This window comes from Pseudosulfitobacter koreensis (assembly GCF_024733015.1).
GTDB classification, from domain to species: Bacteria; Pseudomonadota; Alphaproteobacteria; order Rhodobacterales; family Rhodobacteraceae; genus Pseudosulfitobacter; species Pseudosulfitobacter koreensis.
Genome location: NZ_JANKJG010000003.1, coordinates 113,180 through 127,224 on the forward strand (window position 1 = coordinate 113,180; position 14,045 = coordinate 127,224).

The 14,045-nt window shown below is 64.4% G+C and carries 16 protein-coding genes; 11 read left to right on the forward strand and 5 right to left on the reverse strand.

The genetic code is table 11. The annotated features are described in order from the left end of the window. Positions 1-81: 81 nt before the first annotated feature. The 5 genes from NTA49_RS06020 to NTA49_RS06040 all read left to right on the forward strand — a co-directional run bounded on the left by NTA49_RS06020 (position 82) and on the right by NTA49_RS06040 (position 4,200). Positions 82-1,794 (forward strand): acyl-CoA dehydrogenase, encoded by a 1,713-nt coding sequence (locus NTA49_RS06020; protein ID WP_258293763.1) that lies wholly within the window; start codon positions 82-84, stop codon positions 1,792-1,794. After that, positions 1,794-2,837, forward strand: a complete 1,044-nt coding sequence (locus tag NTA49_RS06025) for an MBL fold metallo-hydrolase (RefSeq protein ID WP_258293764.1) — start codon at positions 1,794-1,796, stop codon at positions 2,835-2,837. Before NTA49_RS06020 ends, NTA49_RS06025 begins: the two co-directional genes overlap by 1 nt. Positions 2,838-2,846: 9 nt before the next feature. After that, the gene (locus NTA49_RS06030) at positions 2,847-3,317 is read left to right on the forward strand and encodes a DUF6173 family protein (RefSeq protein WP_258293765.1); all 471 of its coding nucleotides are present in this window, start codon (positions 2,847-2,849) and stop codon (positions 3,315-3,317) included. 103 nt (positions 3,318-3,420) lie between these two features. Further along, the gene (locus NTA49_RS06035; protein ID WP_258293766.1) at positions 3,421-3,555 is read left to right on the forward strand and encodes an aa3-type cytochrome c oxidase subunit IV; all 135 of its coding nucleotides are present in this window, start codon (positions 3,421-3,423) and stop codon (positions 3,553-3,555) included. Positions 3,556-3,600: 45 nt separating this feature from the next. Continuing rightward, positions 3,601-4,200, forward strand: a complete 600-nt coding sequence (locus tag NTA49_RS06040) for a hypothetical protein (RefSeq protein WP_258293767.1) — start codon at positions 3,601-3,603, stop codon at positions 4,198-4,200. Between the two features lie 22 nt (positions 4,201-4,222). Here the strand turns inward: NTA49_RS06040 and NTA49_RS06045 are convergent, their stop codons facing one another. Together NTA49_RS06045 and NTA49_RS06050 are read right to left on the reverse strand one after the other, a co-directional pair. Next, entirely contained in the window at positions 4,223-4,546 is a 324-nt protein-coding gene (locus tag NTA49_RS06045) for an AzlD domain-containing protein (protein ID WP_258293768.1), read from the reverse strand. Continuing rightward, on the reverse strand, positions 4,543-5,250 hold the full coding sequence (locus NTA49_RS06050) for an AzlC family ABC transporter permease (protein WP_258293769.1): 708 nt from the start codon (positions 5,248-5,250) through the stop codon (positions 4,543-4,545). Before NTA49_RS06050 ends, NTA49_RS06045 begins: the two co-directional genes overlap by 4 nt. 47 nt (positions 5,251-5,297) lie before the next feature. Between NTA49_RS06050 and NTA49_RS06055 the strand changes: the two genes are divergently transcribed. The 4 genes from NTA49_RS06055 to NTA49_RS06070 are packed head-to-tail and all read left to right on the forward strand — an operon-like array spanning position 5,298 to position 9,404. Next, on the forward strand, positions 5,298-6,188 hold the full coding sequence (locus NTA49_RS06055; RefSeq protein ID WP_261368167.1) for a formate dehydrogenase accessory sulfurtransferase FdhD: 891 nt from the start codon (positions 5,298-5,300) through the stop codon (positions 6,186-6,188). Then, complete coding sequence (mobA, locus tag NTA49_RS06060) at positions 6,185-6,811, forward strand: molybdenum cofactor guanylyltransferase MobA (RefSeq protein ID WP_258293771.1); 627 nt, start codon at positions 6,185-6,187, stop codon at positions 6,809-6,811. Before NTA49_RS06055 ends, mobA begins: the two co-directional genes overlap by 4 nt. Next, a complete protein-coding gene (mobB, locus tag NTA49_RS06065) occupies positions 6,808-7,299 on the forward strand; it encodes a molybdopterin-guanine dinucleotide biosynthesis protein B (RefSeq protein WP_258293772.1) in 492 nt (163 codons plus the stop codon). The genes mobA and mobB overlap by 4 nt, the downstream gene beginning before the upstream one ends. After that, positions 7,299-9,404 carry a molybdopterin-binding protein gene (locus NTA49_RS06070; RefSeq protein ID WP_258293773.1) on the forward strand — a complete coding sequence of 702 codons (2,106 nt, stop codon included), beginning with the start codon at positions 7,299-7,301 and terminating at the stop codon, positions 9,402-9,404. The genes mobB and NTA49_RS06070 overlap by 1 nt, the downstream gene beginning before the upstream one ends. 26 nt (positions 9,405-9,430) lie before the next feature. Here NTA49_RS06070 and NTA49_RS06075 read toward each other — a convergent pair whose 3' ends face one another. The 3 genes from NTA49_RS06075 to NTA49_RS06085 form a co-directional block, all read right to left on the reverse strand. Next, complete coding sequence (locus NTA49_RS06075) at positions 9,431-10,498, reverse strand: hypothetical protein (RefSeq protein WP_258293774.1); 1,068 nt, start codon at positions 10,496-10,498, stop codon at positions 9,431-9,433. Positions 10,499-10,512: 14 nt separating this feature from the next. Continuing rightward, on the reverse strand, positions 10,513-10,983 hold the full coding sequence (gene greA / locus NTA49_RS06080; RefSeq protein WP_258293775.1) for a transcription elongation factor GreA: 471 nt from the start codon (positions 10,981-10,983) through the stop codon (positions 10,513-10,515). 201 nt (positions 10,984-11,184) lie between these two features. Further along, positions 11,185-11,565, reverse strand: coding sequence for a VOC family protein (locus NTA49_RS06085; RefSeq protein ID WP_258293776.1), 381 nt, complete (start codon positions 11,563-11,565; stop codon positions 11,185-11,187). A gap of 79 nt (positions 11,566-11,644) precedes the next feature. Here NTA49_RS06085 and soxR point away from each other — a divergent pair, with 79 nt between their 5' ends. Beyond that, positions 11,645-12,097: a redox-sensitive transcriptional activator SoxR gene (gene soxR, locus NTA49_RS06090; protein WP_258293777.1), complete on the forward strand. Its 453-nt coding sequence runs from the start codon at positions 11,645-11,647 to the stop codon at positions 12,095-12,097. 161 nt (positions 12,098-12,258) lie between these two features. Next, positions 12,259-13,908, forward strand: coding sequence for an electron transfer flavoprotein-ubiquinone oxidoreductase (locus NTA49_RS06095; RefSeq protein ID WP_258293778.1), 1,650 nt, complete (start codon positions 12,259-12,261; stop codon positions 13,906-13,908). The last annotated feature ends 137 nt before the right edge of the window (positions 13,909-14,045 follow it).

A 14,045-nucleotide genomic window follows, 5' to 3' on the forward strand; every position in this document is an offset into this window, starting at 1 on the left:
CGTGCAAAGCTGCCCCCGTCGCCCGCATAAAGACCGCTTAGGGCATTGCCAAGGGTGCAGCGTCATTCTGAGGAGTTTCCGATGGCCTACCGCGCCCCTGTTGATGATTATGCCTTTTTGTTTGATCATGTGGTCGGACTGGACCAGGTGCGCGCCACCGATCGCTTCGAGGAGGCAAGCAGCGATGTCACCTCGGCGATCCTGACCGAAGCGGGCAGGATGTGCGAAGAGGTGATGGCTCCGTTGCAACGCGCGGGCGATCTGCATCCGTCGCATCTGGAAAACGGTGTGGTCCGCACGCCGCCGGGGTTCGCGGATGGCTTCAAGGCGATTGCCGAAGGCGGCTGGATCGGCATCGCCGCCGACCCCGAATATGGCGGCATGGGCCTGCCGATGGCGCTGAACACTGCCGTGAACGAGATGATGAGCGCCGCCTGTCTGTCGCTGCAACTGGCCCCGCTGATGGGCCAGGGCCAGATCGAGGCGTTGGAACACCACGGCAGCGACATGATCAAATCGGTCTACCTGCCCAAGCTGATCAGCGGCGAATGGACCGGCACCATGAACCTGACCGAGCCGCAGGCCGGATCGGACGTGGGCGCATTGGTGGCCAAGGCCGAGGACAACGGCGATGGCTCCTACAGTGTCTCGGGGCAGAAGATCTATATCACCTGGGGCGACAACGACTTTGCCGAGAACGTCTGCCATCTGGTGCTGGCGCGTCTGCCCGGCGCACCCAAGGGCACCAAGGGGATCAGCCTGTTTCTGGTGCCCAAGTACATCCCCGATGCCGATGGCAACCCCGGCAAGGCCAATGGCCTCAAGGTCGTCAGCCTCGAGCACAAGCTGGGGCTGCACGGATCGCCCACTTGCGTGATGCAATATGACGGCGCGCACGGCTGGCTGGTGGGGCCGGAACAGGGCGGCATGGCCGCGATGTTCACGATGATGAACAACGCGCGGCTTGGTGTCGGGACCCAAGGCGTCGGCATCGCCGAGGGCGCGTTCCAGCACGCGCTGGCCTATGCGCTGGACCGCAAGCAGGGCCAGACCCAAGGGCCCACAGGCAGCATCGTCGACCACGCCGACGTGCGCCGGATGCTGGCGTCGATGAAGGCGGATGTGTTCGCAGCCCGCGCCATCGCGCTGTCCTGCGCGGTGGCCATCGACATGAACAACGCCACCGCAGCACCCGAATGGAAGGCGCGCGCGGCGTTCCTGACCCCCATCGCCAAGGCGTTCTGCACCGATGTCGGCATCGACGTCGCCCAACAGGGCGTGCAGGTGCACGGCGGCATGGGCTTTGTCGAGGAAACCGGCGCTGCGCAATATTACCGGGACGTGCGGGTCACCTCGATCTACGAGGGCACCAACGGCATCCAGGCGATGGATCTGGTCGCCCGCAAGATGATGGACGGCGGCGAGGCCGCGAATGCGCTGATCGACGAGATCGAGGAACAGGCCGAGGCCGCGCGCGCGCGATTCCCCCGCATGGGCGAAGCGGTCTGGCAGGCTTCCGAGAACCTGCGCGAGGCGACCGAATGGCTGGTCTCGCAGGACGACATGCAGGACCGTTTCGCCGGTGCCGTGCCCTATCTGCGCGCCTTCGCGCGGGTTCTGGGCGGGCACCTGCATCTCAAGGCGGCACTGGCCGACACGGTCGGTGGGCCGCGCGAGAAACTGGCGCGCTTCTACATCCAGCGTCTGTTGCCCGAGCATGAGGGGCTTCTTGTCCACGCGCAATCCGGTGCCAAGGCGCTGATGGACCTCAGTGCCGACGAGTTGGCAGCCTGATGGCGGACGGCGCACCGCAGGGTCTGCGATACCCCTGGCCCGAGCCCCCCGAATTCGGCACTGCAATCGAAGTGGCGGACGGCGTGCTGTGGTTTCGCCTGCCGCTGCCGATGAAGCTGGATCACGTCAACATCTATGCGCTCGATGATGGCGACAGCTGGACGGTGATCGACACCGGGTTTGACACCGGCAAAACGCGCAAGCTGTGGCAGCAGATGCTGGATGGCCCCTTGGGTGGCAAACCCGTGGGCCGCGTCATCGTCACGCACCACCACCCCGACCACATCGGGCTTGCGGGCTGGTTCCAGACTGAGCACGGGGCCGAACTGGTCACCACGCGCGCGGCCTGGCTGACGGCGCGGATGCTGACGCTGGACGAGCAGGCCACCCCACTGCCCGAAACGCTGGCGTTCTACCGCAGCCTCGGCATGGGGCCGGAAATCTACGAAAAACGCGCCGCCGAGCGCCCGTTCAACTTTGCCGATGTCGTGGCCCCCTTGCCGCTGGGATACACCCGCATCCAGCAGGACCAGACCATCCGCATCGGCGGGCGAACCTGGGACATTCACATGGGCAACGGCCACGCGCCGGAACATGCCACGTTCTGGAGCCGGGACGACAACCTGGTGCTGGCGGGCGACCAGATCCTGTCGTCGATCAGTCCCAATGTCGGTGTGCACGCGACCGAACCGATGGCCGACCCGATCGGCGAATGGCTGGAAGCCTGCGAACGGCTGGAACCGCTTGCGCGACCCGACCACTTGGTGCTGGGGGGGCACAAGCTGCCCTTTACCGGCCTGCCCACGCGTATGCGGCAACTGATCGACAACCACCACGGTGCGCTGAAACGTCTGCTGGCCTATATCGACACGCCCAAATCTGCCACCGAATGCTATGCACCGCTGTTCAAACGCAAGATCGGCGAGGCGGAATATGGCCTCGCGATGGTTGAAGCCTTCGCCCATCTGTCGCACCTTCACCAGACGGGCCTTGCCACGCGCACCCGGCGCGATGACGGGGCATGGGTGTTTCAACAGGCGTAAGGGGCGATCATGGACGACGACATCAGGACAACGGCAGAGGCGATCGAGGCCGACGTGATGCCCCGCCTCTACGAGGTGCACTGCGACCCGAAGGCCACCAATGCCAACGACCAGCCGCTGCCCAAGGGCATGCAGGCCAAGCCCCAAGGCAAGAAAAGCCCCGCGCAATGGGCCTACGAGCGGCTTGCGCTTTACATCAAGAACTTCGAGGAAAAGCTCGACAATGAGCACGAGGTTGCCATGGGTTTTGCCGGTGGCGATGCGGGCGTGCTGCGGATCGAGGGGATGGGGTATTTCGACCCCGATGTGATCACCTTTTACGGCTCCGACCCGACCGGCGCGCGCACCCAACTGATCCAGCACGTGACGCAGCTGAACGTGATGCTGCGCGCCGTGCCCAAGGCGGTCGAGCAGGCAGCCCCCAACCGCATCGGATTTCGGCTGGCCGAGGCGCTGGACGACACCCCCGAAGAAGCATGACGCAAAGCCGCCCCTGCGCGGCATTGACACCGTGACAGGGCCGTACAAATGCAGTACCGAGACGGCCAAAGTTGATCTTTTCAGACAGACAGGAGCCTGACAGATGGCAGACCACAAACACGGTGAGATGGACACGAAGGTGCAACAGGACACGTTCAACGGCTTCATGGCATGGACCAAATGGAGCGTGATCGTGATTATTGCAGTGCTGATCGGCATGGCCATCTTCATTTCCTGAGCCCCGCCACGGCTTGCCCTTCCCAGATCACCGGAGACGGATCACATGCGTTCGATCATGATTGTGCTGTCCACGCTGACGGCTCTGGCAGGCTGTTCCACCAAAGCGGTGAACGATTCGCCACCCGAGGTCATAGCGGCCAGTGCCTACAGTGACGGCTCGGCCCCCTCGCTGACCCTGTTCACCATGGTCAACAACCGCTCGGGCAAGGGTGCGCATACCTCGCTGATGATCAACGGATCGCAGCGGGTGATCTTCGACCCCGCCGGATCGTTCAAGCACGCGCGCGTGCCGGAACAGGGCGATGTGCTATACGGCGTGTCGCCCGCGGTGCTTCAGGGTTACAAAAGCGCCCACGCCCGCAGCACCTTTCACGTGGTCAGCCAGACCGTGCCGGTGACCGCCAGCCAGGCGGAACAGGCGCTGCGGCTGGTGCGCAACTATGGCAATGTCGGCGATGCGCAATGCGCGCAGGCCACCACTGCGGTGCTGGCGCAGGTGCCGGGGTTTGAAACGGTGACCTCAACCTGGTTTCCCACCAATCTGATGGAACAGTTCGGCACCTTCCCGAATGTGGTCACCGACAAGTACTATGAAAACGACGAAGGCGACATCGTGGACGGCATCGCGAAGGTTCAGCTTTAGGCGCGAGGGCGAACGCTCCGCGCTATCCCATCACCAGAATATAAAGCGTCAGCACCACAGCCCCCGACCCTATGGAGGCCAGGACATTCTTGGTCTTCATCCCAACACCCACGGCCACCAGCGCCGCCAGCAGCCGCCCCGGTTCGGGGCCGGTGCCCGCCTCGTTTGAAAAGGCCACCAGCGGTGTCACCATCGCAGGCAGGATCGCCACGGCGGTATAGCGCAGATGCCGCAGCAGCCATGGCGGCAGCGGGCGGTCACCGACCAGCCCCAGGAACGAGAAGCGCAGGAAAAAGCTGCCCACGCCCAGCGAGATGATAACGGTCCACAGGGTCAGGTCGCTCATGCGCGCCGCTCCATCCACAATTCCGCTTGCGCGCCCGCGATCATGCCGGCCCCGCCCGCGATGATCAGCCCCAGCGACCACGGCACGGCGGCGGCGAACAGGCTGACCACGACGGCAGTGAAGGCGGCGATCACGTGGGGCAGGGTCCGCATTGCAGGGGCCACCATCGCCAGAAAGGCAATCGGCAGCGCAAAATCAATCGGGATCTGCGGCGGCAGCGCACTGCCGATCAGCGCGCCGGCCAGACTGGCTCCGTACCAGACCGTCATCACCAGCATGCAGGTGCCCATGTAATAGGCCATCCGCTCGGGCACCGTCATCGCCGGTTCCGCCTCGAACTTCTGATGGCTCAGCGCATAGCTTTGATCGACCAGCAGATAGGCTGCAAAGACCCGCTGCCACATCGGCGCGCGCCCCAGATAGGGGGTCAGGGCGGCGGAATACATCGCAACCCGCAGGTTCACCGCCAGCGCCGAGATGATGACCACCACCGTGGGTGCATTTTCCTGCATCAATTGCAGCGCCGTGAACTGCGCCGCCCCCGCGATGACCGCCAGCGAAAAGGTCATGACCTCGAAGAGGTTCAGCCCCGCTTCGGTGGCCAGTACGCCAAAGAGCAGCGCAAAGGGGCCTGCGACCAGCGTAAACGGGGCGCTGTCGCGGATGCCGCGCCAGAACGCGGTTTTGGTGGTGGTGGTGGACATTGTGAAACCTTAGTGTTGGTCTAAGGCGTAACGGGCAATCTCAGGGGATGCAATTGGCGACGCAAGACAACGCAGGCAGCTATCTGATAGCGCCCATGCCCGCGCGCGTGGGACTGACGCGCAGCGTGACCGGCTTTGACCAGACCGGCGCGCAGATCGACCTGTCGGTGGTCGAGGAGCGGCCCCTGACGATCTACCTCAATGCGCAGGAAATCGTCACGGCGATGACCATCGGCGATTACCCCGAATATCTGGCGCTGGGCTTTTTGCGCAACCAGCGGATGCTGGGCGACGATGACGTGGTGACCGGCGTCGATTACGATGATGAACTGCAGGTGGTGGTGGTGCGCACCGCGCGCCAGACCAACCACGAGGACAAACTGAAGAAGAAGACCCGCACCAGCGGTTGCGCCGTGGGCACCGTCTTTGGTGACATGATGGAGGGGCTGGATGGCGTCGTTCTGCCCGCCACGCCCGTGCGCACGTCGTGGCTCTATGCTTTGAGTGCCGCGATCAATCGCACGCCCTCGCTGTATCTGGAGGCAGGAGCGATTCACGGCACGGTGCTCTGCCACCAGGACCGCCCGCTGGTTTATATGGAAGACGTCGGCCGCCATAATGCCGTCGACAAGATCGCGGGCTGGATGCTGGACGAAGGCGTGGGGCCCGACGACAAGATTCTGTACACAACGGGCCGTTTGACGTCCGAAATGGTGATCAAGACCGCGATGATGGGCATTCCGGTGCTGGCCTCCCGCTCGGGGTTCACTGCGTGGGGCGTCGAGATCGCGCAGCAGGTGGGGTTGACGCTGATCGGACGCATGCGCGGCCAGCGGTTTGTCTGCCTTGCCGGAGAAGACCGCCTGATCCGCGACGCCGACCCCGCCGCCGTGCAGGACGAGCCGCGCAAATCAGGCCGCAAGGGGGGCACGGGATGAAGCAACCCTTGGGCGTGATCCTGGCCGGTGGACTGGCCACGCGGATGGGCGGTGGCGACAAGGCGCTGCTGGATTTGGGCGGTCAAAGCCTGCTGGCGCGCGTCATCGCGCGGCTGAAACCGCAGGTGGCGGGGCTGGCGCTGAACGCCAATGGCGATGCGGCGCGGTTTTCGGGCTTTGACCTGCCTGTGGTGGCCGACAGCGTGGACGGTTTCGCGGGGCCATTGGCGGGCGTGCTGGCGGGACTGGACTGGGCCGCGGGCCAAGGCGCCGACGCAATCGTGACCGTCGCCGCCGACACGCCGTTCTTTCCCTGCGATCTGGTGCCGCGCCTGTTGCTGGCGTCCGAAGGGATGACCAACCCGCTGGCACTGGCCGCGACGCCGCGCGGCGATGCGGATACGAAATCCATGACCGCCGGGCTGATCCGGCATCCCACATTTGGCCTCTGGCCCGTTGCGTTGCGTGACGATTTGCGCGCCTCCTTGAACGACGGACTGCGCAAGGTGGTGATCTGGACCGACAAGCACGGCGGCCAGCTGGCAGAGTTTTCCGACGTGGGCGATCCGTTCTTTAACGTGAACACGCCCGAGGATCTGGCGGCGGCACAGGCGATGCTATGAGGATCTTCGGCGTCGTCGGCTGGAAGAACGCAGGCAAGACCGGCCTGATGGAACGGCTGGTCACCGAAATCACTGGGCACGGCTTTAGCGTCAGTACGGTAAAACACGCGCACCATTCCTTCGACGTGGACCACCCAGGCAAAGACAGCCACCGCCACCGCGTTGCAGGCGCGACCGAGGTCCTGCTGGCCTCGCGCAACCGCTTTGCCCTGATGCACGAAATGCGCGGCGCGGACGAATTGCCGTTGTCGGCGCTGCTGGAAAAGCTGTCGCCGGTCGATCTGGTGCTGGTCGAGGGCTACAAACGCGACGCCCACCCGAAGGTCGAGGCGCACCGGGCTGTGACAGGCAACCCGCTGATCGCGCCCGGTGATCCGACGGTGCGGGCGGTGGCCAGCGACAGCGCGGTGGACGTAACGGTGCCGGTTTTCGATCTGGATGACACGCGCGCGATTGCCGATTTTATCCTCTCGCAGGTGGGGCTGTGATGTTCGACACAGTCATCGTGGTGGACTGGTCGGGTGGTAATGATCGCGGCCCGACGCCCAAGGCCGACGCGATCTGGGCCTGTGTCGCCCGCTCAGGCACACCCGAAGCCCCCGTCTACCTGCGCAACCGACAGGTGGCCGAGGCGTGGATCGGTGATATGTTGCAAGCCGAACGCACTGCGGGTCGGCGGGTGCTGGCAGGGTTCGATTTCCCCTTCGGCTATCCGCGTGGCTTTGCGCGGGCCATGGCAGGCTCGGATGATCCGCTCGCCTTGTGGGACTGGTTCGCCGCGCGGATCGAGGATGCGCCCAAGGCCAACAACCGTTTCGATGTGGCTGGGGCAATTAATCGGTCGCTTGGGACCAACGGGCCCTTCTGGGGCAATGGTTTAAAGCGTGATGTGGACGGCTTGCCGCGTACCAAGGTGGGCTATCAGAACCCTTTTGCCGAACGGCGCAGGGCGGAAAAACTTGCCAAGGGGGCCTTTGCCGTCTGGCAGCTGAGCGGTGCAGGCTCGGTCGGGTCGCAGGCGCTGATGGGGCTGCCGGTGTTGGCGCGGTTGCGGCAGCGTTTTGCAGATGACCTGACCGTCTGGCCGTTTCAGCCGCTGGACGCAGGCATTGCACTGGTCGAGGTCTGGCCCTCGCTGATCGCACCCGAGATTGCGGCGCAGACCATGCCGGACGAGATCAAGGACGCCGCTCAGGTGCGGGTTCTGGCGCAGGCGCTGTCGGCGCTGCCGCCTGCGGAGATGGAAGCAATGCTGGCGGATGGCGATGCGCAAGAGGGTTGGATATTGGGGCTGGGCCACGAGAATGCCTTGCGCGCGGCGCTGACACCGGGTGATCCGGTGCCGCCGCCCCTGTCCAACGATTGCTTTGCCCTGCCGCCGGGTGTGGCCTGGACTCCGGTGGATGAAGCGTTGGCGCTGTTGCAAGAGCGCCTGACCCCGGTTGCACGGGTTGAAACCTGCACCGTACAGCAGGCTCTGGGCCGGGTGCTGGCCGCCCCTGTCACCGCGCTGCGGTCCAATCCTCCAAGGCCCAATACGGCGGTGGACGGCTACGGCTTCGCGGGCGGGCGTGACGCGGGAGTACACGTGCTGCCATTGACTGATGGGCGCGCGGCGGCGGGCGGCGATTTTGACGGCACGGTGCCTGCGGGCCACGCGGTGCGCGTGCTGACCGGCGCCGCGCTGCCTGCGGGCGTCGACACCGTGGTGCTGCAAGAGGACGTGACCGTCGATGGCGGTCGCATCGCGTTCAACGGGCCGGTCAAGGCCGGTGCAAACAGCCGCCGCGCGGGCGAAGACGTGGCCGCAGGCGATGAGATCCTGCCGCAAGGGCGCCGACTGACACCTGCCGATCTGGCGCTGCTGGCAGCGGTGGGCGTGGGCACGGTGCAGGTCTTTGCGCCGCTGCGCGTGGGCGTGTTGTCCACGGGCGACGAGTTGTCCGAAGCGGGCAGCGACGCAGGCGCGACCCAGATCTACGACGCCAACCGCCCGATGCTGCTGGGTCTGCTGACCCGGCTGGGGCACGAAGCGGTTGATCTGGGCCGGGTGGCCGATGACCGAAGCGCACTGGCCGCTGCACTGGATGGGGCGCTGGACGGGGCGGGCGTGGACGCGATCCTGACCAGCGGCGGTGCATCTGCGGGCGACGAGGACCACGTGTCTGCCCTGTTGCGCGATGCGGGCGCGATGGCGCTGTGGCGGATCGCGGTGAAACCGGGGCGACCATTGGCATTGGGCATGTGGAACGGCACACCGGTCTTTGGCCTGCCGGGCAATCCGGTCGCGGCGATGGTCTGCACGCTGGTGTTCGCCGCCCCCGCGCTGGGTCTGCTGGCAGGGGCAGGCTGGCAGGCACCCCAAGGTTTCGAGGTGCCCGCAGGCTTTGAGAAATCCAAGAAACCCGGACGCCGCGAATACCTGCGCGCGCGGATGCGCGGCGGCGTGGTCGAGGTGTTCCGGTCGGAAGGGTCGGGCCGGATCAGCGGGCTGAGTTGGGCCGAAGGGCTGGTCGAATTGCCCGATGGTGCAGCCGTGGTCAAACCGGGCGATCCGGTGCGCTTCATCCCCTGGGGCGGTTTAGGGCTGTGAAGTCCGACGCCGCGGAAAGTTGAAACCTAGTCGAACGTCCCCGCCACGCGGCCCAGCAGCATGAAGGCGCGCGCCGTGCGGGTGTCGGCCAGCGCGGAAATGTCGGCGTCGTCGGCTTCGGCCTCGAACGCGGCAAAGCTGCGGTCGAAACGGCGCAAAAAGTGATGCGCGGCGTCGCGAAAGATCGGGTCCTGTTTCATCCGCCCGGCGGTCAGCGCCAGCGACGAGCGGTCGCGCACCCCACCCAAAGCTGCGACACTGCGGCCCCGCGCGCCATGGGCAAAGCTGCGCCATATCTCGGGGCGGGCGCGGTCCGGGGTCAGGTCGTCCATGTAGATGCCGTCCTGGCTGAGCAGGGTCAGGATATCCTGCGCGGCCTGGATGATCTGTGCGGTGGGCCGATCCTTGAGTGCGCGGCGCAGCGCAGAGAAGCCTTCGGCATCCTCGGCGGTTTCGGGGAAGTTCAGGGCGCGGATGAAATCTTCGCGGGCCAGTGGCGGTGCTGTCTCTTCGGATGTGGTGCCAAGCGCCAGCTTGGGCTGGTCGTCGGCGGGCTGCGGCGCCATCGGCGGCGGCGCATGGCGCGCGCTGTGCGGTGCGTCGCGGCGGGTGTGGAAGGTGGCCAGCGTGGTTTCGGTCTTGCGCGCGGCGGCGGCGATCTCATCCAGCTTGCGCGCAACCGAAGGTTCGCCTGACAGATCGCGGGCGTGTTGCTGCGCGATATAAGCCTGGCGGATGGCGTCGATGGCGGCCTGCAAACGCTGGCTTTCCTCGCGCATGACGCGGCTGGCCCTGGCCGCTGTCGCCGCCACCCAGATCATGCCCACGGGCATGAAGACGGCCAGTATGGACATCAGAAACATCAACCCTTCGGTGCCGGTCTCTTGCCCCTCCGGGGCGGCGGGCATGCTGACAAAGAACACCGTCGCCCCCAGAAGCCAAACCACCGACAGTGCGATGGCCGCGATCTCGATTCCCGAGATGCCGCCTGCGCGGGGGCGGTCATAGATACCCAGCGGCGTGGGACGTGCCTGCGCCGGGGACGCAGGCCGCGCCTGGTTCGATTTGCTCTGGGCTGGCGACGTGTCGGCCATGTCTTGGATTCCGATCAGACGAAGGCGATTTTCAGCACTTCATAGGATTTGTCGCCGCCGGGCGTGCGCACTTCGACGCTGTCGCCCTCTTCCTTGCCGATCAGGGCGCGGGCAATGGGCGACTTGATGTTCAACAGGCCTGCTTCGATGTTGGCTTCGTATTCACCGACGATCTGATAGGTCTTTTCCTCGTCCGTGTCCTCGTCGACCAGCGTGACGGTCGCACCGAACTTGATGCTGCCCTTCATCTTGGCGGGATCGATGACGTCGGCCAGCGAAATCGCACCTTCCAGCTCCTTGATGCGGCCCTCGATGAAGGACTGCTTTTCCTTGGCGGAGTGATATTCGGCGTTTTCCGACAGATCGCCATGCTCGCGGGCCTCGGCGATAGCCTTGATGATGGCGGGGCGCTCGACGGACTTCAGGTGCTTGAGTTCGGTCTCGAGGGCGAGGTGACCCTTGCGGGTCATCGGGATCTTTTCCATAGGTCACGTCCAGCAGATTAGGGCGGCCAAGATGGCCGCCGGTCAATGTTGCATGCTACCTGACCTATTGCGGCGGGGGATTGCAAGGGCCGCGCGCTTGGGCTTTGGGTTTATTCCCGCCGACGGGCCGGGGTTTGGGGGGCGCTGCCCCCAGCGCCTTGCGGCGCTTCCCCCGGAGTTTACCCGGCAAGATGAAGGGCGTCAGCCGTATTGGACGACCTCGTATTCGATATTGTCGTGATCGTGGAAGTAGAAGCGCCGGCCCGGTTCATAATCGGCGTGGTTGCCGGTCATGAAGCCATGCGCCTTGATGCGGGTTTCCAACGCGTCGAGATCGTCAGTGGTGACGGCCAGATGGTTGAGCCCGCCGATCGTGGTGTAGCTTGAGCGTTGCGGTTTTTGCGAAGCCTTGGGCGCGTAAAGAGCGAGGTACTGCGCATCGGTGCCGACGTGGACGGTGTGCCCTTCGTCCTTGGCGGCACCTTGCCAACGGATGTGCCAGCCGAAGAGATCGCACATCCACGCAGCGGTGGCGGCGGGATCGGAGACGGTAAAGTTGGCGTGTTCGAGGTGAGCGGTCATGGGAGATTTTCCTTTCAATACGGATGCTGCTTCTCTAGCGTAATTGCTAAACCTAACTTTAGGTCAAGGAATATTTGCCATGGCAAAAGACGGCTTGAGCATCGGCGATCTGGCGGCGCGCACCGGGCTCGCGGTGTCGGCGATCCGCTATTACGAGGCACAGGGGCTGATTGATCCCTGGCGCAATGCGGGCGGGCAGCGGCGGTTCTCGCGGGCGGATATCCGGCGGCTGTCGTTCGTGATGATCGCGCAGCAGTTCGGGTTCACCCTGCCGCAGATCCGCGCCGAGTTGGACCGGCTGCCCAAGGGGCGGGTGCCAACCAAGGCGGATTGGGCGCGCATCAGCACCGGATTTCGCGCCGCACTGGACGCGCGGATCGACACGCTGACCCGGATGCGCGACACGCTGGACAGTTGCATCGGCTGCGGGTGCCTGAGCCTGGAAAGTTGTGCGCTTTATAATCCCGGTGATCGTGCGGGTTTGAAAGGTGTTGGACCGCGCTATCTGATGGGGGATCGCCCTGGTGCCTGACCCATCTGCGGCCCTGATATGCAGTGCGAAAAACCGTCGCAGCCCGGCTGCCCTGACGCGGTGTTTCGATTGCATTGACGAGCAGCGTGGTTTAGCCAAGCGCGAACTATTATTGCGCAGTGCGATGTCTGCACGCGCTTTTGTAAAAGGAGCCGCCGAGCATGGCCGAGATTGAACGCGAAGCGATGGAATATGATGTGGTCATCGTCGGGGCCGGCCCTGCGGGTCTGTCGGCGGCGATCCGTCTCAAGCAGTTGGACCCCGATCTGAGCGTCGTTCTTCTGGAAAAGGGCTCGGAAGTCGGTGCGCACATCCTGTCGGGTGCGGTTCTGGACCCCTGCGGGCTGGACGCGCTGATCCCCGATTGGAAGGAAAAGGGCGCGCCTGTCACTGTCGAGGTCAAGGAAGACAATTTCCTGATGTTGGGCGAGGCGGGCCAAATTCGGATACCCAACTTCCCCATGCCGCCGCTGATGAACAACCACGGCAACTACATCGTGTCGATGGGCAACGTCTGCCGCTGGATGGCCGAACAGGCCGAAGCGCTGGGTGTCGAGGTGTTCCCCGGCATGGCGTGTTCCGAGCTGGTCTATGGCGAGAACGGCGAAGTCAAAGGCGTCGTCGCCGGTGAGTTCGGCATTTCCGCCGACGGCACCAAGGGAGACAGCTATGAGCCGGGCATGGAATTGCACGGCAAATACGTGTTCCTGGGCGAAGGCGTGCGCGGATCGCTGTCGAAAGAGGTCATCGCGAAATACGATCTGCAGGCCGACAAGGAGCCGCAGAAATTCGGTCTCGGCATGAAAGAGATCTGGGAAATCGACCCCGCCAAGCACAAGGAAGGCACCGTGACCCACACGATGGGCTGGCCCCTTGGCAGCAATGCGGGTGGCGGTTCGTTCATCTATCACCTTGACAACAATCAGGTTTACGTGGGCTTCGTGGTCCACCTGGGCTACAAGAACCCGCATGTGTTCCCCTACATGGAATTCCAGCGATTCAAGCATCACCCGATGGTCGCCGAGCTGCTGAAAGGTGGCAAGCGCGTCGCTTATGGTGCGCGTGCGATCACCGAGGGCGGCTATCAGTCGATGCCCAAGATGGTGGCGCCGGGCGTGGCGCTGCTGGGCTGTACCGTGGGCATGGTCAACGTGCCGCGCATCAAGGGCAACCACAACGCGATGCTGTCGGGCAAGGCGGCGGCCGAGGCCGCGTACGACGCGATCAAGGCCGACCGTTCGGGCGACGAGCTGACCGCATACGAACATGACGTGCGCAACGGCCCGATCGGCACCGACCTGAAAAAAGTTCGCAACGTCAAGCCGTTGTGGTCGAAATACGGGCTGACAGCGTCGATGGCCATTGGTGGTTTCGACATGTGGTGCAACACATTGGGCTTTTCGCTGCTGGGCACGCTCAAGCACGGCAAATCCGACGCCGAGGCGACGGAGCCTGCGGACAAGCACAAGGAAATCGCCTATCCCAAGCCCGACGGCAAGCTGTCGTTCGACCGGCTGACCAACGTGGCGTTCAGCTTTACCAACCACGAGGAAAGCCAGCCTGCGCACCTCAAGCTGGTGGACCCCGACATTCCGGTCAACCACAACCTGCCGATCTATGCGGGTCCGTCGGCGCGCTATTGCCCTGCGGGTGTCTATGAATTCGTGACGGAAGAGGGCAAGGACCCGCGCTTTGTAATCAACTTCCAGAACTGCGTGCACTGCAAGACCTGCGACATCAAGGACCCGCCGCAGAACATCAAGTGGACGACGCCGCAGGGTGGTGACGGGCCGAATTACCCCAACATGTAAGATCGCTGACAGCGGTTTGGAAAAGGCGGGCTTTGGGCCCGCCTTTTTGCATATGAGGGCAAGCGTGCCGTGTGAAACCGGCAAGATGCTGCGAAGCTCACAGCATTGTTCACCATGAGTTCGGCAGGGCCATTGCG